24 protein-coding genes are annotated in these 25,888 nt (G+C 46.0%); 9 read left to right on the forward strand and 15 right to left on the reverse strand.

From position 1 onward, the window contains the following. Positions 1 to 153: 153 nt before the first annotated feature. The 3 genes from C1N53_RS22940 (at position 154) to C1N53_RS20490 (ending at position 4,569) form a co-directional block, all read left to right on the forward strand. Positions 154 to 1,542, forward strand: a complete 1,389-nt coding sequence (locus tag C1N53_RS22940; RefSeq protein ID WP_168194073.1) for an OmpA family protein — start codon at positions 154 to 156, stop codon at positions 1,540 to 1,542. Positions 1,543 to 2,041: 499 nt separating this feature from the next. Further along, on the forward strand, positions 2,042 to 3,430 hold the full coding sequence (locus C1N53_RS22945; protein ID WP_168194073.1) for an OmpA family protein: 1,389 nt from the start codon (positions 2,042 to 2,044) through the stop codon (positions 3,428 to 3,430). 500 nt (positions 3,431 to 3,930) lie between these two features. Then, positions 3,931 to 4,569 (forward strand): hypothetical protein, encoded by a 639-nt coding sequence (locus C1N53_RS20490; protein WP_137761079.1) that lies wholly within the window; start codon positions 3,931 to 3,933, stop codon positions 4,567 to 4,569. An 88-nt stretch (positions 4,570 to 4,657) separates the two neighbouring features. On the opposite strand, the gene C1N53_RS20495 is transcribed toward C1N53_RS20490, so the two are convergent. The 5 genes from C1N53_RS20495 to C1N53_RS20515 form a co-directional block, all read right to left on the reverse strand. Next, the gene (locus C1N53_RS20495) at positions 4,658 to 5,587 is read right to left on the reverse strand and encodes an aspartate carbamoyltransferase catalytic subunit (protein ID WP_137761080.1); all 930 of its coding nucleotides are present in this window, start codon (positions 5,585 to 5,587) and stop codon (positions 4,658 to 4,660) included. A gap of 7 nt (positions 5,588 to 5,594) precedes the next feature. Next, positions 5,595 to 6,143: a bifunctional pyr operon transcriptional regulator/uracil phosphoribosyltransferase PyrR gene (gene pyrR / locus C1N53_RS20500; RefSeq protein WP_137761081.1), complete on the reverse strand. Its 549-nt coding sequence runs from the start codon at positions 6,141 to 6,143 to the stop codon at positions 5,595 to 5,597. Positions 6,144 to 6,234: 91 nt separating this feature from the next. Further along, entirely contained in the window at positions 6,235 to 7,716 is a 1,482-nt protein-coding gene (locus C1N53_RS20505) for a hypothetical protein (protein WP_137761082.1), read from the reverse strand. 93 nt (positions 7,717 to 7,809) lie between these two features. Next, positions 7,810 to 8,214, reverse strand: coding sequence for an EVE domain-containing protein (locus C1N53_RS20510; RefSeq protein ID WP_137761083.1), 405 nt, complete (start codon positions 8,212 to 8,214; stop codon positions 7,810 to 7,812). Between the two features lie 33 nt (positions 8,215 to 8,247). Continuing rightward, positions 8,248 to 8,649, reverse strand: coding sequence for a hypothetical protein (locus C1N53_RS20515; RefSeq protein ID WP_137761084.1), 402 nt, complete (start codon positions 8,647 to 8,649; stop codon positions 8,248 to 8,250). A 204-nt stretch (positions 8,650 to 8,853) separates the two neighbouring features. Here C1N53_RS20515 and C1N53_RS20520 point away from each other — a divergent pair, with 204 nt between their 5' ends. Further along, positions 8,854 to 10,506, forward strand: coding sequence for a helix-hairpin-helix domain-containing protein (locus C1N53_RS20520; protein ID WP_240773305.1), 1,653 nt, complete (start codon positions 8,854 to 8,856; stop codon positions 10,504 to 10,506). 76 nt (positions 10,507 to 10,582) lie between these two features. Further along, a complete protein-coding gene (locus C1N53_RS20525; protein WP_137761086.1) occupies positions 10,583 to 11,566 on the forward strand; it encodes a glycosyltransferase family 9 protein in 984 nt (327 codons plus the stop codon). Between the two features lie 219 nt (positions 11,567 to 11,785). Here the strand turns inward: C1N53_RS20525 and serS are convergent, their stop codons facing one another. After that, positions 11,786 to 13,060, reverse strand: a complete 1,275-nt coding sequence (gene serS / locus C1N53_RS20530; protein WP_137761087.1) for a serine--tRNA ligase — start codon at positions 13,058 to 13,060, stop codon at positions 11,786 to 11,788. A gap of 281 nt (positions 13,061 to 13,341) precedes the next feature. Here serS and rho point away from each other — a divergent pair, with 281 nt between their 5' ends. After that, positions 13,342 to 15,201, forward strand: a complete 1,860-nt coding sequence (gene rho, locus C1N53_RS20535; protein WP_137761088.1) for a transcription termination factor Rho — start codon at positions 13,342 to 13,344, stop codon at positions 15,199 to 15,201. 107 nt (positions 15,202 to 15,308) lie between these two features. On the opposite strand, the gene C1N53_RS20540 is transcribed toward rho, so the two are convergent. The 4 genes from C1N53_RS20540 to C1N53_RS20555 all read right to left on the reverse strand — a co-directional run bounded on the left by C1N53_RS20540 (position 15,309) and on the right by C1N53_RS20555 (position 18,177). Then, positions 15,309 to 15,782, reverse strand: coding sequence for a DUF2938 domain-containing protein (locus C1N53_RS20540; RefSeq protein ID WP_137761089.1), 474 nt, complete (start codon positions 15,780 to 15,782; stop codon positions 15,309 to 15,311). A 71-nt stretch (positions 15,783 to 15,853) separates the two neighbouring features. Then, positions 15,854 to 16,735: a UbiA family prenyltransferase gene (locus C1N53_RS20545; protein WP_240773306.1), complete on the reverse strand. Its 882-nt coding sequence runs from the start codon at positions 16,733 to 16,735 to the stop codon at positions 15,854 to 15,856. A gap of 59 nt (positions 16,736 to 16,794) precedes the next feature. Continuing rightward, positions 16,795 to 17,514: a class I SAM-dependent methyltransferase gene (locus C1N53_RS20550; protein ID WP_137761091.1), complete on the reverse strand. Its 720-nt coding sequence runs from the start codon at positions 17,512 to 17,514 to the stop codon at positions 16,795 to 16,797. A 153-nt stretch (positions 17,515 to 17,667) separates the two neighbouring features. Further along, the gene (locus C1N53_RS20555; protein ID WP_240773307.1) at positions 17,668 to 18,177 is read right to left on the reverse strand and encodes a hypothetical protein; all 510 of its coding nucleotides are present in this window, start codon (positions 18,175 to 18,177) and stop codon (positions 17,668 to 17,670) included. A 180-nt stretch (positions 18,178 to 18,357) separates the two neighbouring features. Between C1N53_RS20555 and C1N53_RS20560 the strand changes: the two genes are divergently transcribed. Then, on the forward strand, positions 18,358 to 20,703 hold the full coding sequence (locus tag C1N53_RS20560; RefSeq protein ID WP_137761092.1) for a penicillin-binding protein 1A: 2,346 nt from the start codon (positions 18,358 to 18,360) through the stop codon (positions 20,701 to 20,703). A gap of 83 nt (positions 20,704 to 20,786) precedes the next feature. Here C1N53_RS20560 and C1N53_RS20565 read toward each other — a convergent pair whose 3' ends face one another. From C1N53_RS20565 to C1N53_RS20575, 3 genes are all read right to left on the reverse strand, one after another. Continuing rightward, a complete protein-coding gene (locus tag C1N53_RS20565; RefSeq protein WP_137761093.1) occupies positions 20,787 to 21,701 on the reverse strand; it encodes a TIGR01777 family oxidoreductase in 915 nt (304 codons plus the stop codon). Positions 21,702 to 21,945: 244 nt separating this feature from the next. Continuing rightward, positions 21,946 to 22,641, reverse strand: a complete 696-nt coding sequence (gene folE / locus C1N53_RS20570; RefSeq protein ID WP_240773308.1) for a GTP cyclohydrolase I FolE — start codon at positions 22,639 to 22,641, stop codon at positions 21,946 to 21,948. Then, the gene (locus tag C1N53_RS20575) at positions 22,604 to 23,011 is read right to left on the reverse strand and encodes a 6-carboxytetrahydropterin synthase (protein ID WP_137761095.1); all 408 of its coding nucleotides are present in this window, start codon (positions 23,009 to 23,011) and stop codon (positions 22,604 to 22,606) included. The genes folE and C1N53_RS20575 overlap by 38 nt, the downstream gene beginning before the upstream one ends. A 203-nt stretch (positions 23,012 to 23,214) precedes the next feature. Here C1N53_RS20575 and C1N53_RS20580 point away from each other — a divergent pair, with 203 nt between their 5' ends. Together C1N53_RS20580 and C1N53_RS20585 are read left to right on the forward strand one after the other, a co-directional pair. Next, positions 23,215 to 23,919, forward strand: coding sequence for a DNA repair ATPase (locus tag C1N53_RS20580; RefSeq protein ID WP_240773309.1), 705 nt, complete (start codon positions 23,215 to 23,217; stop codon positions 23,917 to 23,919). A gap of 18 nt (positions 23,920 to 23,937) precedes the next feature. Continuing rightward, positions 23,938 to 24,639, forward strand: a complete 702-nt coding sequence (locus C1N53_RS20585; protein ID WP_137761096.1) for a hypothetical protein — start codon at positions 23,938 to 23,940, stop codon at positions 24,637 to 24,639. Here C1N53_RS20585 and C1N53_RS20590 read toward each other — a convergent pair. Together C1N53_RS20590 and rplS are read right to left on the reverse strand one after the other, a co-directional pair. Then, positions 24,634 to 25,272: an inorganic diphosphatase gene (locus C1N53_RS20590; protein WP_240773310.1), complete on the reverse strand. Its 639-nt coding sequence runs from the start codon at positions 25,270 to 25,272 to the stop codon at positions 24,634 to 24,636. The two genes, C1N53_RS20585 and C1N53_RS20590, sit on opposite strands and share 6 nt — an antisense overlap. Positions 25,273 to 25,379: 107 nt before the next feature. Beyond that, positions 25,380 to 25,733: a 50S ribosomal protein L19 gene (gene rplS, locus C1N53_RS20595; RefSeq protein ID WP_137761097.1), complete on the reverse strand. Its 354-nt coding sequence runs from the start codon at positions 25,731 to 25,733 to the stop codon at positions 25,380 to 25,382. Between the last annotated feature and the right edge of the window lie 155 nt (positions 25,734 to 25,888).

The raw sequence follows: 25,888 nt of genomic DNA on the forward strand, positions 1-25,888 counted from the left end.
ACTTGAGAACCTAGGAATAGTGAGTACGTATTGTCATATCATAATATACCTATTAAAACTATGCAGAAATTAGTTACAAAGATACGAAAAGCAGCGTTAGCGCTAGGGTTCTTGCTTGCGGCAAGCCCTGGTCTCCTAGCTCAGACGTCGGACATGCCCTGGAACATCCAGGTGTACGGCACGGCTCTGCAGCAGCACAACGAGATGATCAACCGTTGGTGGAAGTTTGACTGGAACGGCGGGGCCGGCCTGTCGCTGAACCGCTACATCAGCCCCTCTTTCGACGGCGGGCTTCACCTGGGCTATCAGGACATGCGCGCAGGTCAGCAGGGTGCAGGTAACTGGTACAGAGCCAATATGACTTCGGCCTCTCTTGGCCTGAGGCTGAAGATGTACGGCACGATCCTCAAGGAGGACGCCTTCATCGGGCCTTACCTGTCGGGTACGATCGGCGCCGGCTTCGGCAGCACGGAGGGTTCCACCACGGCCTACGCCAACAACCCTGTTGGTCCGTTCGACAAGAACTACAGCGCGCTTCTGGGCTCGCTCGGCGGCGGTATCCGCCTTCGCTTCTCGGACCGCATCAGCGGCTTTGTGCAGTCGAGCTTCATGTTCGACCTGAACGACGGCATCGACGGTCGCGAGGTTGACGGCGGCTGGGACAAGTACCTGCAGCACAACGTGGGCCTGGGCTTCAACCTGGGATCTGCGACCGACACGGACGGGGACGGCGTTCCTGACAGAAGGGACGAGTGCCCTGACACGCCGACGGGCGTTCAGGTGGACCGCAAGGGCTGCCCGATCGACACGGACGGGGACGGTGTTCCGGACTATCAGGACCAGTGCCCGACAGAGGCCGGACCTGCCTCTACGCAAGGCTGCCCTGACGGCGACGGCGACGGCGTGGCCGACAAGGACGACCGCTGCCCGACAGAGCCAGGCACTGCCGCTCTTCAGGGCTGCCCTGACTCAGACGGCGACGGGGTTGCCGACATCGACGACCAGTGCCCAGACACGCCTGCCGGCGTTCAGGTGGACGCGCAGGGTTGCCCGATCGACACGGACGGGGACGGCATTGCCGACCACGAGGACCTGTGCCCTAACTCAGCGGGCCCTGCCGAGAACAAAGGCTGCCCTCAGCTGGACGAGCGCACGCTGCGCCTGATGGAGGAGAAGGTTCGCTTCGAGTTCGACCAGGCCCGGGTGCAGGACGGCTACCGTCAGCTGCTCGACAGCATCGTTGTGGCGCTGGAGCGCTACCCGGACCACGTGCTGCTGATCAAGGGTCACGCCGACCACATCGGCTCTGAGGAGTACAACCAGGCGCTTTCCGAGCGCAGGGCGCAGGCGGTGAAGGACTACCTGATCTCGAGAGGTGTTCAGAACCCGGACAGGCTGGTGACCAGAGGCTACGGCGAGAGCCAGCCGCTCGTGCAGGTGAACACGCGCCTGTCGAAGGCCAGAACGGCTGCGGCCCGTGCCCAGAACAGGAGGGTTGGCTTCCAGATGGACACGCCCGACATGAAGCTGGACATGGAGTAAGATAACAGAGGCCTGCCCGCAGGGGCGGGCCCTGCACCAAGGGGAGGCCCCCGCTCGAATGAGAGCGGGGGCCTCTTCCTTTTTTAGAGGGCAAAGGAATGGCTAAGGGAGTTTGAAAAGAAAGTGAATAATAAGTAAATACTTACCTTCTGCACTGTCTGGTATTAGGTTTTTGAATACATATCTTGTATTTCTAATATTAAAATGCTTTTTTTGATCTAAGGGTAAAGAAGAGAGTACATACTCATTTAGAAGAAATGGTGGCGTAAAAACAATAAAATCAATGCAAACTACATGTATTTTCGTTTGAGGATTGGCATTTTAAAAAAATGTCACTAAACTTGCGTGAAAATATGTGAATATCTTCATATTGACATACTAGCTGAAGAATTATCAAATAATAATTATGCGAACATACTTCACAAGATTACGAAAAGCAGCGTTAGCGCTAGGGTTCTTGCTTGCGGCAAGCCCTGGTCTCCTAGCTCAGACGTCGGACATGCCCTGGAACATCCAGGTGTACGGCACGGCTCTGCAGCAGCACAACGAGATGATCAACCGTTGGTGGAAGTTTGACTGGAACGGCGGGGCCGGCCTGTCGCTGAACCGCTACATCAGCCCCTCTTTCGACGGCGGGCTTCACCTGGGCTATCAGGACATGCGCGCAGGTCAGCAGGGTGCAGGTAACTGGTACAGAGCCAATATGACTTCGGCCTCTCTTGGCCTGAGGCTGAAGATGTACGGCACGATCCTCAAGGAGGACGCCTTCATCGGGCCTTACCTGTCGGGTACGATCGGCGCCGGCTTCGGCAGCACGGAGGGTTCCACCACGGCCTACGCCAACAACCCTGTTGGTCCGTTCGACAAGAACTACAGCGCGCTTCTGGGCTCGCTCGGCGGCGGTATCCGCCTTCGCTTCTCGGACCGCATCAGCGGCTTTGTGCAGTCGAGCTTCATGTTCGACCTGAACGACGGCATCGACGGTCGCGAGGTTGACGGCGGCTGGGACAAGTACCTGCAGCACAACGTGGGCCTGGGCTTCAACCTGGGATCTGCGACCGACACGGACGGGGACGGCGTTCCTGACAGAAGGGACGAGTGCCCTGACACGCCGACGGGCGTTCAGGTGGACCGCAAGGGCTGCCCGATCGACACGGACGGGGACGGTGTTCCGGACTATCAGGACCAGTGCCCGACAGAGGCCGGACCTGCCTCTACGCAAGGCTGCCCTGACGGCGACGGCGACGGCGTGGCCGACAAGGACGACCGCTGCCCGACAGAGCCAGGCACTGCCGCTCTTCAGGGCTGCCCTGACTCAGACGGCGACGGGGTTGCCGACATCGACGACCAGTGCCCAGACACGCCTGCCGGCGTTCAGGTGGACGCGCAGGGTTGCCCGATCGACACGGACGGGGACGGCATTGCCGACCACGAGGACCTGTGCCCTAACTCAGCGGGCCCTGCCGAGAACAAAGGCTGCCCTCAGCTGGACGAGCGCACGCTGCGCCTGATGGAGGAGAAGGTTCGCTTCGAGTTCGACCAGGCCCGGGTGCAGGACGGCTACCGTCAGCTGCTCGACAGCATCGTTGTGGCGCTGGAGCGCTACCCGGACCACGTGCTGCTGATCAAGGGTCACGCCGACCACATCGGCTCTGAGGAGTACAACCAGGCGCTTTCCGAGCGCAGGGCGCAGGCGGTGAAGGACTACCTGATCTCGAGAGGTGTTCAGAACCCGGACAGGCTGGTGACCAGAGGCTACGGCGAGAGCCAGCCGCTCGTGCAGGTGAACACGCGCCTGTCGAAGGCCAGAACGGCTGCGGCCCGTGCCCAGAACAGGAGGGTTGGCTTCCAGATGGACACGCCCGACATGAAGCTGGACATGGAGTAAGATAACAGAGGCCTGCCCGCAGGGGCGGGCCCTGCACCAAGGGGAGGCCCCCGCTCGAATGAGAGCGGGGGCCTCTTCCTTTTTTAGAGAAGTGGCAGAAGTAGCTTGTTTGGTTGCTTCTGCTTTTTATTTATACAGACAAATTATAACAATTTAGCATTAACATATTATCAGTTGCTTCTCTCTTGCTCCTACAGATGTCATTCTGGCAAAAAGTACATCTGTTTAATATCATAGAACTTCCCTTAGAATCTATTATAAAATAATACTTATATATATTTTTAATTTTATATGAATATTGAGAAACGCTTGTGAAAGTATAACATTGATAGGTTATATTTGGAATACGCTTACTTGGGTATAGCGCTGATTATGTTGAAGATACACGCTTGACTATTGTTCATATGAAGCTTCTCATTACTCGTACATTTAAAGTATCATTGCTCGTTTCTTGCCTGCTATTCGGGAAAGTATCATGGGTAACCGCACAAACATTAAAAATGCCTGTTAACATTCAGGTTTATGCGAGTGGGTTACAGTATGCCGGAGATATTACGAACCAGTGGTGGACGCCAGCAGTAAACTGGGGCGGTGGTGTTTCATTTAACCAGTATCTGAACAGGTGTTTTGATGGAGGACTACATATGAGCTACGGCAAAACCAGCACAGCTGCTGCTACGCTTGCTGCAAATGAAAATGTGGCCAAGTTCGATGCGCGTGTGGGAACGGCTATGTATGGCATCAGGCTTAAATTGCATGGCTTACGGGCGGTGCTGGATCAAAACCCGCTGAGAAAAGTTGGCTACAGGAGGTATGGGTTCCGGAAAAGGAGAGAGGCTATTGTAGGGCCGTACCTGATGCTGGCAGCAGGAATGAGCTTTGTTGATACGAAAAGTACTAATGCTGCCGAAAGTGCAAAAGAAAAATACGTGACGGGTACTTTGTTTGGCGGAGCTGGAGTTAATATCCGCTTAACGAGGGCTGCTAATGTTTTCCTGCAGACAGGCAGGCACTGGGCTGCTTCCGATAGTTTTGATGGTGTAGTGGGAGGAGAAAAGAACGATCATTTCTTACAGCATACCTTTGGCATTGGTTTTAACTTAGGTGGTGGAAAAAGCTTAACAAAGTTGATGCGATAGCTTACTTCATAAAGCTTAATTTGAACAGACTATTTCTTCCTGTCCGTTTTAACATTCTCAAAATAAGAAAAACATAAGCGCTGCTAAATCAAATCTTATTTTTAGACGCCAAAAGATACAAGACAGCCATTCTGATGGCTACTCCGTTCTCCACCTGGTTTAATATGATGGAGTGATGGGAATCTGCAGCATCACTGCTTAGCTCTACTCCCCGGTTTATCGGGCCTGGGTGCATAATTGTGATCTGCTTATCCAGCTTGTCGAGCATTTTCTTATTAATGCCGTAGTACAAGGTATACTCTCTCAGGGAAGGGAAATATTTCATTTGCTGCCTTTCCAGCTGGATGCGGAGCACATTGGCTACATCGCACCAGGCAAGAGCTTTATTTATATCCAGCTCTACTTTTACTCCCAGTTCCTTTATGTATTTAGGTAGCAGAGTAGAAGGCCCACATACCATTACTTCTGCACCTTGCTTTTGCAAAGCGAAAATGTTAGATAAAGCAACCCGTGAATGAAGGATGTCACCAACAATCACGATTTTCTTGCCTGCCACTTCGCCATACTTTTCTCTTATAGAAAATGAGTCCAGTAGAGCCTGCGTAGGGTGTTCATGCGTGCCATCTCCGGCATTTACAATATTGGCTTTGATATGCCTCGACAAAAAGTGAGGTGCTCCCGGGCTTGAATGGCGCATCACAATCATATCTACCTTCATGGCCAGAATGTTATTCACAGTGTCCAGAAGTGTCTCTCCCTTTTTAACGGAGCTGCCACTGCTGGAAAAGTTAATCACATCTGCAGAAAGTCTTTTCTCGGCTAGCTCAAAAGAAAGGCGGGTGCGGGTGGAGTTCTCGAAAAAGACATTGGCAATCGTAATGTCGCGTAGCGAAGGAACTTTCTTAATTGGGCGGTTCAGTACATCTTTGAAATTATCAGCGGTTTCAAAAATGAGCTGAATATCTTGTTTGGTAATATCTTTAATGCCTAACAGGTGCCTCACGCTGAGCTCTTGCATGGATGATTTAGTCTTCGTTTTTCGTAATTAGCCAGATATTATCTTCTTCAACCTCCTGCCCTTGCCATTCTACCAAAACGCGTTGCGATTGAAGTGAATTCACACTTTTGCCTACATAGGTTGGCTCTATAGGCAAATGCCGGCTATAAAGGCGGTCTATCAGAACCAGTAACTCCACATTGGCAGGGCGGCCGTAAGCTATCATCGCATCTAAAGCAGCTCTCACAGATCGGCCTGTGTAGAGAACATCATCAACCAGGATCACTTTTTTTCCTTCAATCAGAAAGTCGATGCGGGTTGCATTTGCTGCAAGTGGCGTTTCTCTTCTGCGAAAGTCGTCGCGGTGAAAGGTGGTATCCAGGTAGCCTGTAGGTACAGACGTGCCCAAAATAGAAGTTAGTTTTGCCTGAATGCGCTGTGCTACTTGTCTGCCACGGGGTTGTAAGCCTAAAATAACAGAATCAGAAAAGTTACCATGGTTCTCAATCAGCTGGTGGCAAAGCCGCAATACCATAATATCGAGCAACTGGTGATTTACAATTAGTCTTTTCTGCATAAGAAGCGGTATGTGTTGCAAATATAGATACTTCGGCGGGAGTAGTGCAAATTTTTAAAATCAATGATGGCTAAATTTAGCCCGCTGCTTTTTAGAAGGTGATTTTATTAATGTAAAACACTTTTTCCTCAGAGTAGCTTTTGTTGTTTTTATTTTTAAATCCAAATGCAGCAAAGGTTGAGCCATACCAGCGGATAACACCTGGATCATAAGTGTCCTTTATTTTTTCATCAGCATCAAGGCGTAGTAACTCTAGCTCAGAAACTTCATTCTGGTACGTGTTACCCTGTATCACCTGGTAAAATATTTTGTTTTCGTCCGGGTAAGCAATAATTATTTTCTCATCTGCTGTGTGGGCGATTTCAACGGCATAAGTAAGAGTGGGTGTGGTAATTTCGCTCATAGGGAAGTTGTTGTCCCAAACCAGGTTGCCAGCCCTGTCAAAACCTAGTAATACCAGGTGGCTCCGCTTATAACCCTCTGTTCTGCGCGACGAAGGAAATAAAAGCGGATAGTTTAACGTGCTGACGCTGCCACCTGAGTAGGGGCTGTAAACTTCTGCCGCTAGAAGATAGCCAGCAGGAGTAGGCATAAGATCATGTAGCAGAAGCCTGTATTGGTTCAGCGGTTCTTTGCCTGATTTTATACGTGCTTTTTCGCGTGCTCTTACTCGTTTTTCTCTTCTTGGCTTCATGTACTTGTAAAAGTTTTCAAGCTGGAGCATATCGTAAAAGTCGGCATTTACTACGCCCGAAGCTACATCTGCTACAAAAAAGCCCTGATTTAACCGGATATCGCGTGTGCCAAATGTTCCAAAAAGCAATTTGCTAGTACTGTCTCCTGGCGTGATTTCAGCATTAAGCAAGCTCCGGTTGCCGTTTTGTAGGATAAAGTGGTTGCTGATTAGTTTTCCGTACACATCAAAGCTTTTTACCTGAAGGCGTGAGATACGATTATTAGACTCTGTTAAGACTACATCTACACGCTTATGTTCTTTGTCGATCAGCAGATCAGAGAAAGAAGAGCGCTGATCGTATAGTGTTGGCAGTATCTGAGGCTCTTTGTGGTCGGGGTTCAGGTAAAGAAGCACCGGATTGTCGTCTTTGCTGTTATGAGCTATAATGAAATAATTACCCTGTATAACACCATATTCATAGATGCTGTCAATGTTTTTAAACTCCTGCTCTACCAGTTTTAGGTTTCCGGTTGGAATATGTACCTGCAGGAATTTGTATTCCTCTGTTTTTCTGCCTGAGAGGGCAAGGTAGGTATAAGGAGCTTCGGTATAGTATCTGATAAACTCACATTCGGAAGGAATGTCAAGCGCTTTACTCCAGACCTGCTTCAGGTTTGCATCGTACTTGTTAAGATTAAAAGTTGCTTTGCTGCCCCATGTACTACTGGTTTTGCTGAAAATGAGAAGGCTGCTATCTGGTAAAGCAATTACTTCTACAGAAGTTTTGTTCCAGTCAAATGGCAGTTCTATGCGCAAAGACTGGTCTGGCTCCTGGGCCATGAGTGGTTCAGCTGAAAGAATGAGTAAGCAAAGAAGCAGGAAGTAAACTCTAATCATAACAGCGTTGCTTTTAATTTAAGAGGAAAAAGCCTGTCATGGCTTACATACTAAAGATGACAGGTTTTAAGTAAGCTCTAGCTACAGGCTTATTTAATTGCCCAGAGATAACAGAACTTCAAATTCTTCTGTTTTTAACGGCATTACAGACAACCGGGATTGGCGCAGCAGGGCTATATTTTCCAAGCGGTTATCTTTTTTAATTTGATCCAGTGTTACCGGATCTTTAAAATCACGTTCTGGTACCAGGTCTACGGCTACCCATTTTGCATCTTCGGCTTTGGGATCTGGATAGGCCGCATTTTTTACTTTGGCAATGCCCACTACAGCTTTCTCAGAAACGCTATGGTAAAATAGCACCAGATCGCCTGGCTGCATTTGTTGTAAATTATTTCTTGCCTGATAATTACGTACGCCATCCCAGCAGGTGACGCCGTCTCGTACCAAATCAGCCCACGAATATGCTTCAGGTTCTGATTTTACTAGCCAGTATTGCATGGATATTATTAATTTATGTAAGTTTTATTGGTTTTAGTTTTGTAGTGGCAGTCTTCTTATTTTTAAGACCTGGTCTTTGAGAGACAGGATTTTGATGCGATAATCCTGTTCAGGCGATTGCTCTTCTCTATCAAATTTCACCAGTATCGTGTCCTGGCCTTCCAGTTCCCAATGGCCCGTTACTTCTTCCAGTCCATCGGCAGGAGCAATTTCATATTGGCGGATAATGCCATCTTTTTCCATAGTAAAGCCTGTTCTGCCTCGGGAAGGTGGAAAATCAAATGTATTAGGCCGAAAGGTCATAATATCACCTTGGTCTTCTTCATAAGAGTGTAGCCAGGTTTTCTGCAGAAGCTCCGACTCCAGTTTACTTTTCTTGCAGGTAACTGCCAGCAGAAAAAGGCCCAGGATACAGAGCAGCGATGTGTATTTCATAGAAATAAAGGTAGAGGCCATAACAAGCAGCCTATTTTAAAGCTAAGATAGAGAATTCCGTGTTTATTTTGAAGTCAAAATTCAAATGTTAGAAGTTGAAGCGTTGCTCTGGTACAGGGCGAATTTTCTATCTTTGTACAACACAAGAAGCTGGCAGTGGAAAATAAAAAAATAATAAAACAGTTTAAGCTAACGGCAGAGCTTATGGAGTTGCATGACGAGAATCCTTTTAAGGTGCGCTCTTATGCAAATGCCATAGCGGCCCTGGAATTGGTGGAAGAGCCACTGGTGGGCAAAACCTTAGCCGAATTAGAGAAGATAAATGGTGTAGGCAAAAGTATAGCCGCACGAATTCTGGCATTAAACGAGGAAGGTTCTTTTGAGGAACTGGATCAGTTGCTTGCTGCCACACCGCCAGGCGTGGTAGAGATGCTTCGCATTAAAGGTATAGGCCCTAAGAAGGTGCGTACTATCTGGAAAGAGTTGGGCACAGAAACGCTGGAAGAGTTGCTGGAGGCATGTGAACAGGATAAATTAAGCAAGATTAAAGGGTTTGGAGCTAAAACGCAGGAAAACATAAAGCAGGCATTGCTCTTTACGCAGCAGAACAGGGGTAAGCTACTGTTTGCTGAGGCAGAAGCCAGTGCTGATGAACTGCAGCAAACTATTAAAGCTGTTTTACCTGATGCCGAAGTTGCCCTTGTCGGGGCAGTCAGGCGGAGGATGGAAATTGTAGAGGAACTGCAGCTTTTAATTGGTGCCGACCAACCTGTTGCCGTGCAGGAACAGCTGAATGCATTGGAAGTGCTGCACCAGGAGGAGAAAGCCTCCGGACCTTTTGCCTGGAGAGGTATGCATACAATAAGTAGCCTCCGGACAGAAATAAACATAGTACCTAAAAAACGTTTCGCAAACGAACTATTAATGCATTCGGCTGCCATAGAGCACATAACGCTTCCTTACGAAGCTTCTGATACATTATTCGGATTAATTAAAAAGCAGGACTTCGCTTCTGAAAAGGCTATTTATCAGGCAGCAGGTATGGCATATATTGTGCCTGAACTCAGAGAAGGCACGAATGAGCTGCAACTGGCAAGAGAGAACAAACTGCCGGTTCTGCTGGAGGAGAGCGACCTGAAAGGAATTCTGCACAACCATAGTACTTATTCGGATGGTGCCCATACACTGGAACAAATGGCTGTTTATTGCCGTGATCTGGGATTTGAGTATCTGGGAATTTCGGATCATTCTAAAACAGCTTCTTATGCCGGTGGTTTGCGAGAAGGCGATGTGCTGCGGCAGCAGAAAGAGATAGATGAACTGAATATAAAGCTGGCTCCGTTCAAAATCTTTAAAGGAATAGAATCTGATATTCTGGGCGATGGGTCTCTTGATTATGACCCAGATATACTGGCTACTTTCGACTTTATAGTAGCTTCTATCCACAGCACACTCAACATGGACGAAAAAAAGGCCACCGCACGACTTATTACAGCCATCGAAAATCCTTATACTACCATGCTTGGGCATCCAACGGGCAGGTTGCTGCTTCGCCGCGAGGGCTACCCGATCAACCACAAAGCTGTTATTGATGCCTGTGCTGCCAATAACGTTATTATAGAAATAAACTCAAACCCCTGGCGGCTCGACCTGGATTGGCGTTGGGTACAGTATGCACAGGAGAAAGGGGTTATGCTAAGTATAAACCCGGATGCTCACCATACCAGCGGTTATCACGATATGCGCTATGGCGTGCTGGTAGGCAGAAAAGGTGGCCTTACCAAAGAGATGACCTTTAATGCAAAAACTGTGGAAGAAGTAGAGGCCTATTTTAAAAACCGGAAAGCAAAAATCTAATGCCTTTCTTTTGTTTTACTTGCCACAGCCAATGTACTGGAACAAACTTTAATACGAACAGCTTAAACACGTTCTCTTGAAAAAAGAAAACTTAAAAATACTGGTTATCCGGTTTAGCTCTATTGGTGATATTATTTATACCACGCCTGTTGTGCGTGCATTAAAACAGCAGTTACCCGGGGCTGAAATCCATTTTCTCACCAAGAAGAGTTTCAGCTTTATGTTTAACCATAATCCTTATGTGGATAGGCTTCATCTGCTTAAAGACAAGTTATCTGATACGATAAAAGACCTGAAAGCAGAGAAATATGATTACGTAATTGATTTGCATAACAGCCTTCGCTCAGCCATGGTGAAGGTGGCATTGGGAGTAAAATCTTCTACTTATAAAAAAGAGAGGATTAAGAAGGTGCTAGCAATACGGTTCAAAATAAACAAAATAGAACCTGTGCACCTGGTTGATCGCTATTTCAAAGCCGTTAAATTTCTGGGAGTAGCTAACGATCAGCAGCCTATTGATTACTTTCTGGCAGGTGATTACCAGGTGGAACACCTGTTGCCGGAGAGCCACCATAAAGGATATGTGGCTTTTATTATTGGCGCCACTCATTTTACAAAGAGGATGCCCAATGAAAAAGTAATCAGTATCTGCCGGTCGCTTCAGAAGCCTGTTGTTTTACTGGGAGGAAAAGATGTGGAAGAAAACGGCCGCATTATTCAGCAGGGGGCAGGAGCGCACGTTGTGAGCACCTGTGGTAAAATCAGCATGAATGAATCTGTGTTCCTGGTGAAACAAGCGGATAAAGTTATTGGCTTTGATACAGGGCTTACACATATTTCAGAAGCTTTTAACAAAGACCTGGTTTCTATTTGGGGTAGTACAGTGCCTGAATTGCTGGGTGTGCAGCCATACCTGGTAAGCAATCACTATGAGGCAGGAGTGGAACTACCGTGTCGGCCTTGCTCTAAATTCGGATTGCCAAAGTGCCCGCTTGGTCACTTTAAATGTATGCACGATATCGATGAAGCGTCTATAGTTGCTTTTGCAAACAGGGATTAATGTGGGAATGAGGTAATGTGCTGATGTACTAATTTAGGGATGTGAGAATTTGGAAATGTGGAGATTTGAAAATTAATGACAGTTGAGAGCTGCCTTAGATATACAGTAACCTTAAAGCCTATCACAGAGAAGCCGTGGAATTGCTCCGCGGCTTCTCTGTGATAGGCTTACTAAACATTCACATCTTCAAATTCTCACATTGAAAAATTAGCACATGACTTATGAAATGGAGCTGAACCCAAGGTATGGATGCAGCACCTTTGGCATGTTAATACCATCGGGCGTCTGATTATTCTCCAGGATAGCAGCAACAATACGAGGAAGAGCAAGCGCACTACCGTTAAGGGTATGCAGCAACTGGGTTTTGCCTGATTCTGTTTTGTAGCGTAGTTTCAGGCGGTTAGCCTGGTATGTTTCAAAGTTAGAGGCAGAACTTACTTCCAGCCAGCGGTTTTGGGCGGTAGAGTATACTTCCATATCATAGGTAAGAGCCGAAGTAAAGCCCATATCACCACCGCACAGGCGTAGCACACGGTAAGGTAATTCCAGTTTCTGTAGCAAACCCTGAATATAGCTGCTCATTTCTTCCAGCACTTCATAAGACTTCTCAGGCAGCGTAATTTGCACTATCTCTACCTTATCAAACTGGTGCAGGCGGTTCAGGCCACGTACATCAGCGCCCCATGAGCCAGCCTCTCTTCTAAAGCAAGGCGTATGGCCAGCATTTTTAACAGGGAGCTGCTCTGTAGGCACAATCACATCACGGTAAATGTTTGTGATCGGCACTTCAGCAGTTGGGATCAGGTACAGGTTATCTTCAGTAGCATGGTACATCTGTCCGTCTTTATCCGGTAGCTGACCAGTGCCGTAGCCTGAAGCTTCGTTTACAAGAATCGGGGGTTGTACTTCTGCATAACCAGCCTTAATGGCTTCGTCTAAAAAGAAGTTGATGAGTGCACGCTGTAAACGTGCCCCTTGTTTCTTATAAACCGGGAAACCGGCACCGGAAATTTTATTGCCAAGCTCAAAGTCTATGATATCATACTTCTGAATTAGCTCCCAGTGTGGAAGAGCACCTTCATGTAAAACAGGAATTTCTCCATGTTGTAGAACTACTTCGTTGTCTTCTGCTGTTCTACCTTCAGGCACGCTTTCGTGAGGCAGATTAGGTAACTTGTAAAGTGCTTTCTGAAGTTCTTCTTCCAGCGACGAAAGCTGCTCAGCCAAGGCCTTTGCCTTTTGCTTCAGCTCGGTTGTTTCCGATTTGTAAGCCTCGGCTTTGTCGCGTTGGCCGCTCTTCATTAATACGCCAATTTCTTTCGATAGCGTATTCGATCTAGCCTGTAGTTCATCATGCTCGCTTTGTGTCTGGCGTCGCTGCTGATCGAGCTCCAGCAGGGCGGCAACTTCTGCTGCCGCATTTTTGTAGTTTTTCTTGGTCAAACCTGCCACTACCAGGTCAGTCTGATCTCTTAAAACATGTAACTGTAGCATAATTGGGGCTTGTATTGAGGCACAAAAATATACTTTTTTGAGTAGTATGCTGTCATTACGAAATCTTTTACATAAAAATTGAAACATTTTTAACAAAATACATCGTAATATTTGTTAATTAAAGCGCATTGCAATAACATTGCAGTACAATTTGAAGAAGGCCCTTTCCTGAGCCTCACTTACTCAATCACAACCTGATCTTAATCCTAATAATTAAAAATCTCTCGCTGGCTACACATGCCGTGTACCGGCAAGTATAGTTAACTACCATACAACTATTTATGTACAATATTGAAGAATTGAAAGATAGGCTTCTTTCAGAACTCAAGGAAATTGCTGAAGACCTGGGTGTTAAGAACTTTAAAAAGCTTAGCAAACAAGAAATCATTTACAAAATCCTTGATCAGCAAGCCATCACCCCACCTGAGAAACTGCCTAAAAAGTACAAATCTCCTCCTCGTCCAGTTACTCCAGAAGAAGTAGAAACCCCGGAAAGCACAACTGAAGTAGCAGAGGTGCCTGAGCCTGAGTCTGAGGCTGCGCCAGCTCCGGCTCCAGCTTTAAGAAAGCAAAGCCGACCAGAGCGTAAACCTGCTCCGGCAAGAGCCGAGGCCCCTGCTGCCCGTGTTGATGTGGCGGCTCCTACTGTAGCACAGGCTCCTGCCGCACCTGCAAAGGATCATGGACCACAACAGGGAAGAGAGCGTTTACGCCGCGATAACCGCCCCGAAGCCCGCGAACCTCGCCCTGAAAGAACAGAGAATCGTGAGCCACGTGCCGAAAGAGTAGAAAACCGTACAGAACGGACTGATACCCGTGAGCAGCAAAGACCTGAACGCCCCGAAAATCAGAATCAAAACAGAGACCGTTTTGAACGCAACGAAAACCGTGAGCCTCGCCCTGAAAGAACGGAAAATCGCGAACAGCGCGTTGAAAGGAACGACAACCGCAACGACAATAACCAACGTCGTTTTAACCAGCAACAACCGCAACAGGCGAATGTTAGCAGCAATAACTTTAAAGAGTTTGATGGAATAATCCTAAACGAGGGTGTTCTGGAACTCATGCAGGATGGGTATGGCTTCCTGCGATCCACACATTACAACTACCTGGCCAGCCCGGACGATATTTATGTATCGCCTTCGCAGATCAAGTTATTTGGCCTTAAAACCGGAGATACTGTAAAAGGTCAGATCCGCCCGCCAAAAGAAGGAGAGAAATATTTCGCTCTTTTAAAGGTAGAAACAGTAAATGGACGTACGACAGAGGAAATCCGTGATCGTATTCCATTCCAGCACCTGACACCGCTTTTCCCGGAAGAGCGCTTAAAGTTAACTACAAGGCCAAGCCAGCTTTCTACCCGTGTGCTGGATCTTTTTGCCCCGATAGGTAAAGGACAACGCGGTATGATTGTCGCCCAGCCGAAAACAGGTAAAACGGTATTGCTGAAAGAAATTGCAAATGCGATTACCGAAAATCATCCGGAAGTATACCTGATGATCCTGCTGATAGACGAACGTCCGGAAGAGGTAACAGACATGGCCCGAAGCGTAAAAGCGGAAGTAATAGCTTCTACATTCGATGAAACTGCTGAACGCCATGTAAAGGTATCGAGCATTGTGCTGGATAAGGCGAAGCGTATGGTAGAGTGCGGACACGATGTGGTTATCTTATTAGACTCTATTACCCGTCTTGCCCGTGCTTACAATACTGTGGTGCCTTCTTCTGGTAAAATTTTATCAGGTGGTGTGGATGCCAATGCACTGCACAAGCCGAAGCGTTTCTTTGGTGCCGCCCGTAACGTAGAAAACGGCGGTTCCTTAACTATTATAGCAACAGCCCTGATAGACACAGGTTCTAAAATGGACGAGGTTATTTTTGAAGAGTTTAAAGGTACTGGTAACATGGAGCTTCAGCTGGATCGCAAACTGGCGAACCGCAGAATTTATCCTGCTATTGATGTGCCTGCTTCCGGTACCCGCCGCGAAGATCTGTTAATGGACAAAGATGAATTAAACCGCATCTGGATTCTGCGCAAGTTTATGTCTGACATGAATTCTGTAGAAGCTATGGAGTTCCTGAAAGACAGAATGACCGGCACGAAGAGCAACGAAGAATTCCTGATTTCTATGAATGGCTAATTGCCAGCACATTTGTAAATAGTATAGAAGAGCCTGTACCCGAAAGCGGGTGCAGGCTCTTTGCTTTTATAGGTCAAACAACCTGCCTCTCCTGTAGCACGGCGGCTTTATTGCCAGAACCCGTACTCCGGATGGGAGAGGAGGTAATAGGTATAGGTAACAACCAGACCGAACACCACATGGGCGAAGATAAGCGTGATCAGGTAAAGGCGGAGTGGAATAAGTGGTGGCATTGGATGAATCATAAAAAAGAAGTACCATACAAACATTGCCAGTATACCGTTGCCGAGTCCGAATAACAAACCCCATGAGGCTGTAACCAGCCCCACACCGGATTCCCAGAGCGCCAGGTAAGCTATCGCAAATAAAATACCTACCAGGTAATGCGCCAGTGTACCCACTACTCTTGTTCCGATTGCATCAGATAACTCTCCATTGCGCTGCGTGCGACTAAGCAACATAGTTCCCAGAATTTTTATCACTTTCATAACCCTGTGTGTTGCGTAAGACAGCAGGTATAGAAATGCAGTCATGGCGGCGGTTGCTGCTAAACCGGAGAGAATGGCGTACAGTAACTTCATGTATCAATATATTTTTGAAGTCATATACGTAGCCACAGCATGGGGTTGCAAGAAATGCTGTAAAAGTAATTTCAGGCTCTTATAGCCTCCACAACCATTATCGTTACAAAGGCTAGGCTGATGCAGATAGAAGATATTTTATTCATACGCATGGTATTTTCATAGTTAACTACCTGTGCATTTTTTTGAGCCTGCCACACCCAACTGGAAAAGAAGTAAAGAATAGGCCCGGTGCAAACCAGGAAAATCAGGATATTGATTGCCTGATCAGTTATAAAGTATAGATAGAGAAGTACTCCGCTGCCAAGGGTGAGGCAGCTTGCAGCAAATATAAAAGTGCCCTGTATTCCTAAAAGCAAGCTTAATGTTTTGTCGCCTCGTTTGCTATCTTCTTCATGCTGATAGATTTGAGTAAGAGGATAGGAGCCACAGAGGAGAAGCGTGCTTGCCAAAGCAAAGCCCTCAGTTGGGAAGTACAAGGTATTTTGGGGTTCTACTCCTGCACCCACCTGCACCATTATAAATGTAAAAGCGCCCTGAAATACCGTTACAATTATCGTGCTGGTAATGGGGTATTTTTTCAGCCGAATGCCTTTGTAGCTATAGGCTTTCGAGACAAGAAGGTATAGGGCCACCATAGCAGCAAATACAGGTGAAAGTAAAAGGCTCGCCAGAACCGCAAGTGTATCGAAGATCAGGACGACATGAAGCAATTCGGGTGTAACTCTCGGTGGTTGTTTTAACCCGCCTATGCTGCCTTCATCTTTATCAAAATAAGAGTTATAGCCATTGCTGGCCGGGTACACCAGCAGGTGCAAAATAAAGAAGGTAAGTATGGCAGAAGCAGGGCTGACCACAGGAGCAGCACTTAATGCAAACCAGTATACAGGCATCAGGTATACCGAGAAAGGTATCCGCATCAGAACCAAAGCGGCTCTATATCTCTGGAACATGGAGCTTTCAGTTAGCAGCGGCTGCATCGGCGTAGTGTTTTGTATCTGAAAGCATCCGTTTATTTTGTGCGGGGATACCCGATAAGATAAATGACATGTTTCCCTAAACGGTTTCCCGCTTTTCCGCATTTCCAGGTATAATCTGGCGCATGTACTTTGGCAACCATCTGCTGAAGCATGTGTGGAGTGTATATTCTGAAGAGCGATACTGTTCCATCCCAGATAATGCCTGCCGGTATAAGAGGAACCACGTAGGTGAAGAACAAGCGGCTTATTTTAAAAGGCCGGATAAATGGTGTTACTACCAGAATAAGCACAGGAAAAACAACCCAGAGGAACAGTAGTTCTAACCAGCTCTTACTGGTGCCTTCGAAAATACCGATAGCCGCTCTGTGGTTAGCCGCACTTTGCAGGATTGCCTGCGCCTGCTCCGGTTTAAAATGGTGAAATGACGAAAATATAGTAAGAATACCTGTTATACGACGAGGAACAGCAGTGGCATCTACTGGTTCTTTTTCATAGTCTATAGTACCACCGGATTTTGAGTATAAATACTCGTAGGCATCTATGTTTGGATAAAGATCAGTTAACGTAACCTTAACCTCTTTTCCCATACGCTTACTTATGCCTTTCTGGATTACCTCAATACCTCCTCCTGCTCCCGAGCACAAATCTGTAAAGTGGTTGAGCCCGGTTTTCAGCAGCAATTCCTCCAGCAAAGGCAAAGCGGCCTCATATGCTCCCAATTTTGAGATCATGAACCGGAGAAAATCAAGCATTCCCTGCCGTATAAAATGAGGGAACCAGGGCTGATCTTCTAATTCAAATAAATGAAGGCGAATGTGCAACGTAGCTTTTAAGCTACATTACTACTGCAGCACCTAAAAAGTTTTGCAGATATAAGCCTTAATTTACTTCAGAAAAACAAGGAGTTATACTACACCGGCCGGGCCTGCGCCTATTCTGAAATTTTCGGCTGTATTGCTGAACAGCTGCCAGAATTCTTCTGTTGTTTTAGCGGTATCAGGTGTGATAATAAGCTGGATCTGCTGGCCAATATGCAGGATGAGACCATAGTTGCCGGTAGACTCTACGCTTTTTACCAGCAGTTCTCCATGCTGGTGAATAAACTCCTTCAGGCGTTGGTCGCGCAGGTTATCCCCCGGAATCTTCCAGTTCCAGCCTGGAGTTGGCAAACCAGCTTCTCTTTTTCGCATAAATACCTCCTTATGCTCGATGGTTTCGCCTCCGGGCTGCTGTAACTGCCACGGACAATTTACAGCCAGCGTAAAGGCTCCCACATCCAGTACTAAGCCCTGCGGAGTAGTATAGTGCGCATTTCCAAAATGAAAATACTCTATCAGTTCCGTTCGGGTGGTTCTGGTAAGGGGCAAACCGATAATTTGTTCAAAAGCCTGCTGTAACTGCTGTTCTTGCATCATGGTGTTTTAAGCTACTGAGGGCAAAGATAAGCAGCTGCATTTAATGTTTGGTAAAATGAGAGGGCTTTACTAAGTTTTAGGACTTATATCCCTTAGATGTTGTACAGTTAGATTATATTTGTAGCTGTTTTGAAAAAAACTTGAATTCGAATTTTAAGTGGGTTTACCCTGTTTTATATAATGCTGCAAGAGCAAAAGATAGTACAAGAAGAGCCGAAAAGGAAGAAATCTGTTTACAGGAGCATTATAAAGCTTTTTTGGAACGTTTTCATTTTGAGCCTGTTGCTGCTGGTTCTGTATGTAGTAAGTGTAGAGTATAATTTCTTCTATTTGTTTGGGGCTTCACCAAGTCTTGATAAACTGGAGAACCCAAGGTCTGACCAGGCTTCGGAGCTTTACACTTCTGATGGAGAACTGATAGGTAAATATTTTAAAGAAAACAGGAGCCCGGTTAGCTATGACGATATGTCGCCTGTGCTGGTGCAGGCACTGCTGGCAACAGAAGACGCCCGCTTTTACGAGCACTCAGGAATAGATGTGAAGGCTATTGCTTCTGTAGGCTATAATCTGGTGCGCGGAGATAATCGTGGGGGCGGCAGTACCATTACCCAACAGTTAGCCAAAAATCTTTACAAAACACGAACCGAGGATTCGAAAGGCGTTTTGGGTCATATACCGGGAATTAATATTCTGATATCTAAAACAAAGGAATGGCTGACGGCCATCAAGCTGGAGCAGCGGTATACCAAAGAAGAAATTCTGGCTATGTACCTGAATACCGTCGACTTTGGCAGTAACTCTTTTGGTATAAAAGTAGCTTCCAAGACTTTCTTCAACACCTCGCCCGACAGCTTAAAACCAGAGCAAGCCGCGGTACTGGTAGGTTTGCTAAAAGCACCTACCTACTACAGCCCCCGCTTTAACCCTGAAAATGCTACCCGTCGCCGTAACACCGTGCTGGCTCAAATGGCGAAGTATAACTATATGCCTGCCACTGTGGCTGATTCGCTAAGCCAGGTTCCGCTAACACTGCAGTATCGTGTAGAGAACCATTACGATGGCCCTGCTACTTACTTTAGAGGTGCAGTAGCCGACTATCTGAAAGAGTGGTGCAAGCAGAATGGCTACGACCTGTACCGGGACGGTTTAAAAATTTATACAACCATAGATTCGCGCATGCAGGCTCATGCCGAAGCCGCAATGGAGAAGCAGATGCGCACCCTGCAGCGAAGGTTTGATAACCATTGGGGGAGTAAGAACCCATGGGTTGATGAGAAAGGCCGTGAGATTCCAGGATTCATTGAAGAAACAATCAAGCGTACAGATTACTACAAGCGCCTGAAGAAGAAGTATGGGGATGACGAGGCAGCCATTAAGCGTGAGTTGACCACGCCACGGGAGATGATGGTGTTCACTTGGGAGAATGAAGCACGTGAGAAGCAGGTTACCATGTCGCCGATGGATTCGCTGCGCTACTACAAGCGTTTTCTGCATGGAGGTATGATGACCATGGATCCCTTTACAGGACAAATAAAAGCCTGGGTAGGTGGTATCAACTTTAAATATTTTAAATACGACCATGTGAAGCAGGCCCGCAGGCAACCAGGTTCAACCTTTAAGCCTTTTGTATATGTAGCTGCTATCGATAACGGCTATTCGCCCTGCGATAAAATAGTAGATCAGCGCATTACAATAAACTATGTGGAGAAAGGGGAGAAGAAAAGCTGGTCTCCAACCAATGCCGATTGGTCGTATACTGGAGCACCTATGACACTTAGGCGGGCAATGGGTAAATCTGTGAACTCTGTAACCGCGCAGCTAACAGAAAAAATTGGTTGGGAAACTGTTGTAAAATACGCTAAGAAGTTAGGTATAGAAAGCCCGCTGGAATCTGTACCCTCTATTGGCTTAGGACCAAGTGATGTTTCTATTTACGAAATGGTGGGGGCCTATAGTACCTTCCCGAATCATGGCTTCCATACCGACCCAATGTTTATAACGCGTATAGAAGACCGCAATGGCAACCTGATTCACCAGTTTATGCCTCGCCAGAAGAAAGTGTTAAGCGAAGAAACTGCCTTCCTGATGATGCACATGCTAAAAGGAGGTATGGAAGAGCCTGGAGGTACCTCACAGGCACTCTGGGAGTACGACCTGTGGAAAGGAAATGAAATAGGAGGCAAAACAGGTACCACATCTAATCACTCGGATGGCTGGTTTATGGGTGTTACAAAAGACCTTGTAACAGGCGTGTGGGTAGGAGGTGAAGACAGAAGTATACATTTCAGGACATCACAATTGGGAGAGGGGTCTAAAACGGCTTTGCCAGTGTTTGGCCTGTACATGGAAAACATCTATAAAGACAAAGACCTGGGATATACAATGGGGCGCTTCCCCGGGCCATCCGTGAAAATTAACAAAAAGTATAACTGCACCACCATACTACCCAAAGTCGTTGAATCTGATTCTACGGCTGTAGATCTGGAACTGGAGCTGTTAAACCTGGACGATAGTATACTGCAGTAATTCCCCTGAGATGATATAAACGGGAAGGCCAGCTAATGTTTGAGTTAGCTGGCCTTCCCGTTTATGTGCAAATAATATATACATCAGGCTTTCTTTTCATAGAAAGAAGCCAGTGCTTCATCAAGATAGGCATATTCAAACGTAAAGCCGGTTTGAATTACTTTGTTGGCACTTACCCGCTGGCTAAACAGAATGGCCTCACTCAGTTCGCCTAATACCATGTTAAGGGCAAAAGCAGGAACTTTAGGCAGCAGCAGGGGGCGATGCATTACTTCTGCTAATTTCTTAGTGAACTCCTTGTTTGTAACAGGATGAGGCGCAACTGCATTGTAAACTCCTTCAAATTGGGTGTCTTCTATAGCCCTGATAAAAAGCCTACAAACATCATCAATATGAATCCAGGACATGTATTGGTTGCCAGAGCCTAAGGGAGCACCCGCAAACATTTTAACCGGGCGAGCCATTTGTGGTAATGCCCCTCCCACACTACTAAGCACCACACCCAGCCTGAGAATAACGGTACGTAGGCCCAGTTCTTTAACCTTCCAGGCAGTAGACTCCCATTTCTTGCAAACCTCAGCCAGAAAATCGTCGCCATAGGTACTTTCCTCCGACATCAGGTTTTCACCTGAATTACCGTAAATACCAATGGCAGAAGACGAAATAAAGCCTTTTACATGGTGTTTTGATTCTGCTAAACATTTATAGAGCAAACCTGCACTATCTATCCGGCTCTTAATAATTTCTTTCTTCCGATCTTCAGTCCATTTCTCAGCGGCAACATTTGCACCTGCCAGGTGGATAATATAATCGGCATAGGTGATGGCGCTCTCATCTATATAATGCTCCTTTATATCCCACTTGAAAGTTTTGTAATGCGAAAATTTACCCGGACTCCTGCTTAAATGTGCAACCTCATAGCCTAAGTCTATCAGCATTTCGGAGAGGCGCATGCCTACCAAACCAGAACCGCCTGTTATAAGTATCTTATCCGGCATAATTTGTCTTTAGCATAAAGCAAACAATTCTAATGAAATTAATACGTAATAAGCAGAATTATACGTTCTGCTGTAACAGCTTGGAAAGGGTAAAGTTTGTTTAATTGCAACTAAGCATACCTCAGATATACCTAAAACAGGTGCAGGTAAGCTTTGCAGTTCTGAAAGCGGTAGGAAGAATAAATGCTAAAATAGTAAATAGCTGGTAAAATCAATGTATTAATTTTACCAGCTATACAGAAATTTATTTTTTTCGGATATGGCTCAGAAATTCATTCCGATACTGCTCCTGTTCAAAAAGCCCTGAGTACTCTGCTGTAATAGTGCTGCTGCTCACATCGTTTACGCCGCGGCTCATCACACAAAGGTGGTCTGCCTCTATTAATACAGCTACATTTTCTGTTTGTAAGGCTTCTTTTAGCTCGTTGGCAATCTGCATGGTCATACGCTCCTGCACCTGTGGGCGGCGGGCATAGTAGTGTACAATACGGTTAAGCTTCGATAAACCAATAACGTGCTCATTCGGCATATAGGCTACATGAGCCTTACCTATAATCGGTACAAAATGATGCTCGCAGGAAGAGTAAACTGTAATATCGCGCTCTACCAGCATCTGGTTATACTTATACTTGTTTTCGAAACGGCGTATTACCGGCTTGTTTTCCGGATGCAGTCCACTGAATATTTCCTGCACATACATTTTAGCCACACGCAAAGGAGTGCCCTTCAGGCTATCGTCATTCAGGTCAAGCCCCAGCGTCTGCATAATCTCTCTAAAGTGGCCTTCAATCAGAAGGATTTTCTCTTCGTCAGATAAATCAAACGCATCTGTACGCAGAGGAGTCTCCAGCGAACTCATCATATGATCATCTATTTCTTCCTCGTCGCGCCGCAGATTATTTTTATCCATTGTATTCAACAAAGTTTCGTTCAGTTTCATAAAGTGTAAGGCCCAGATCGTAGTCGGTGCTAATTTTTGCCCGGAGCAGGTTCCAGATAACAATGGCTATATTTTCTGCTGTCGGGTTAAGCTGGTTAAATTCCGTAGTATCAAGATTAAGGTTCTTATGGTCGAACCGCTCAATCACCTCTGCCTTAATAAGGTTGCTGAGCCTCTTCATATCATACACATAACCGGTGTCCGGGTCTACATTTCCTGATAATTTAACTATAAGGTTATAGTTGTGCCCGTGATAATTCGGATTATTGCATTTGCCAAATACAGCAGCATTCTGCTCATCGCTCCAGGAGGGGTTGTGTAACCTATGTGCAGCATTAAATTGCTCTTTCCGACAGATGGTTATCTTCATAGTGGGTTAACAACTATAGAGGTGCTATAGTTTGAGTATTTCTAAAATTTTAATTCTAGAGCACCATAATTTGCAAAGTTAGTGCTTCGCAGCGAAACCCAAGCCTAATTTTGTTTAAATTAGGTTTCAGATACAGGATGATTCGTGTAGATTGCTTAGTTTCGTAGACACAATAGTAAACTAGAATAAAGAGTACCCCAAAGATGAAGTGGAAAGTTTCCATACTCTGGCTCATGTTAGCCTTTTCAGGAGTATGCCAGGCGCAGACAGTACAAGTAGAAGAAAAAGAACAATCAGTGAACGGTTTATTCAGGCAGGGGCAGCAGCTAACCGTGCAGCTCGACCAGAAGTTTGTGGAGAAGTACTGGAAAGATTACCTTTCAAAGCAGCCCGGAAAAGTGAAGCTTCGCAAAGGCATTTTGTCTTTGGAGGGGGTTGTATTAGATACGATCAGTAGCAAGCCGCTTACCATTTTTTCTGTGGTTGGAAGCCATGCCACTGGAAGCTATGTGTGGTGGTCGCTGGATACGGAAGCCGGAAGTATCAGTAAAAATTCGGAGCCTGAGGTATACGCGGCAGCAGAAGGCTTTTTAAAATCTTTTGGTGCGAAGCTGTATAAAAAAGATATTTTCAGGCAGATAAACCAGGCAGAAGATGTGCTTCAGAAAACAAAAGCTGAACAAGAGCGTGTGGTGAAGCAGGCCAATGATATCCAGGCCAGTATAGAAAAAAACAAAAAGAGAAAGCTGGAACTAGAGGCGGAGCTGGTGCGTAATGCTGAAGAACTAATGCAGCTGGAGGCAGATGTGGAGAACAATGCTAAGCAGCAGCAGGCCAGCCAGCAGCAGGTGCTCGAAATGGAAAAAGCAGTGGAGACTGTTCGGGCGAAACTCAGGGCAGTAAAATAGATAAACCAGCTGAATTGAATGAGCGATGAAACTTTGGAGGAGCTGATTCAGCAGCTCAACGCAAACGACTCTAAAGAGCTGATATTTATCAGACCCTTAGCTCCTGCTGTGGACATGGCTAAAATCTGGACAAAAGATTCCAGGCCGCCCATCAAAACGATATTTCCTGATAGAGAGAACGTCTTTTATTTTTTTAAAAACCCAGAGAACAAATACATTGGTGCCGTTTTCGACATGAAAAACGACCTGCACTGGTATGTCTTGCCGGCCTATAGAAGGCAAGGCTACCTGACCAGGAATCTGAACGAGGTTATTTTACCCTGCCTGTTGCGTAGCAGAGAAGAAGTACGAATCAGTATTGCAGCTGGTCCCTTTGCCGAGCAATCGGAGAAGGTAGCTTTGAGCGTAGGCTTTACAAAACTAAAGGACTTTGGAGAACATACCCGCTATGTTTTAAAAGCAAAGGATTTAAAGCAGCGCCATGTTAAATTAGAAGAGAGCATGCCGATGCCACAGATCAGGTACGTGGAGCTGAAAAATCAGATAGAGGATATTGCCCGATCTTTAAAAATAATTAAAAGCGAGCTCGAAATGTATTCGGGTACTTCTATCAGCCATTACGAAGAGCTTGAAGATTTATCGTATGCGCTCAGAAGCTATGTACATAACGGCTTGTATGAGATCTGGAAAGCAGCTAATCAGAAAAAATATAATCTATAGTTTCATCCACCGCTGTATTTCCTGGTCAGCAAATTTCTCATCGCGCCAGCCTATAAACCTGGTTTTTGCAGTAGCGTTATGATGCATAAACCATTGTTGTAAAATCTCTTTTATGGCAGGATATTGTCGGCTAAAGGAGGTATAATCGCTGGTAGTAATCAATTGTTCACTTGGGCGCGCTGGTATAGCAATTATGATGTGTTCGAGGTCACCGGCTGTTTCTAACTGCAGTACACCAACCGGTATCACTTCCATTACGGTTCCAGGCTCGGCTCGTTCCGAAATAACCACTATCTCTATTCCTTTTCCGGTGCTGTTGGTTTGTGTAGAAGGAATAAATCCAAAATTTGCCGGGAAAGGCAGAAAGCTGATCACCCGGTCTCGGCCGGCTTCTTTGTCAGCTACAAAATCTTTGTTTTCCTGGCTATATATCAGTTTATGCGCTGATCCTGCCGGTGTTTCGATAACCGCCTGCAGCTGTTTGGTTGGAGTATAGGTAGGCAAGTTAGCGTAATCTGTCTGGCAGCTGCTAAGCACAATTGAGAGCGGCAAAAGGAGTAGCAGTTGTAAATATATGGCTGGCTTCATTTGGTATTGGGGAACAGTTGCATCAATGCCTGCAAATATAAGCATAGCCTTTGTCCTGTCCTATGCCGGGTAAGAGGGGTATAAGCAAAAAAAGGAGCCGAACGAATGTCGGCTCCTTTTTAAATATAGGAAACTTATGAAAACAGGTATTTTTATCTTCTCTCTTTGATTCTTGCAGCTTTACCTTGCAGACCTCTCAGATAGAACAATCTAGCTCTTCTTACTTTACCTTTTCTAACAAGCTCAATTTTTTCGATAGCAGGTGAAAGAATTGGGAAGATACGCTCTAAGCCAATTTGGTTAGAAACTTTTCTTACAGTGAAAGTCTCACCGTTAGTATTAACATTTTTGCGCTGAATGACAACACCTTGGAACTGCTGAATACGCTCTTTGTTACCTTCACGGATTTTTACGTGGATATTGATAGTATCGCCTGCCTGAAAAGCTGGGAAAGAGGCACGCTTGTCTGTAGATTCCTGCTCAATAAATTTAATTAATTCGCTCATGGCTATGTGTTAAAGCTATAGTATCTTCTTCAATTTTCGGACTGCAAAGATATGTAAATATTTCTTACTTAGGAATATTCTTTCAAAAAAAATATTTACATCTCTTAAATTTTTGTTGCAGTGGCTGTAAAACAGAAGCAGGGCTTAACACCCTT

The organism is Pontibacter sp. SGAir0037 (genome assembly GCF_005491705.1).
GTDB lineage: Bacteria > Bacteroidota > Bacteroidia > Cytophagales > Hymenobacteraceae > Pontibacter.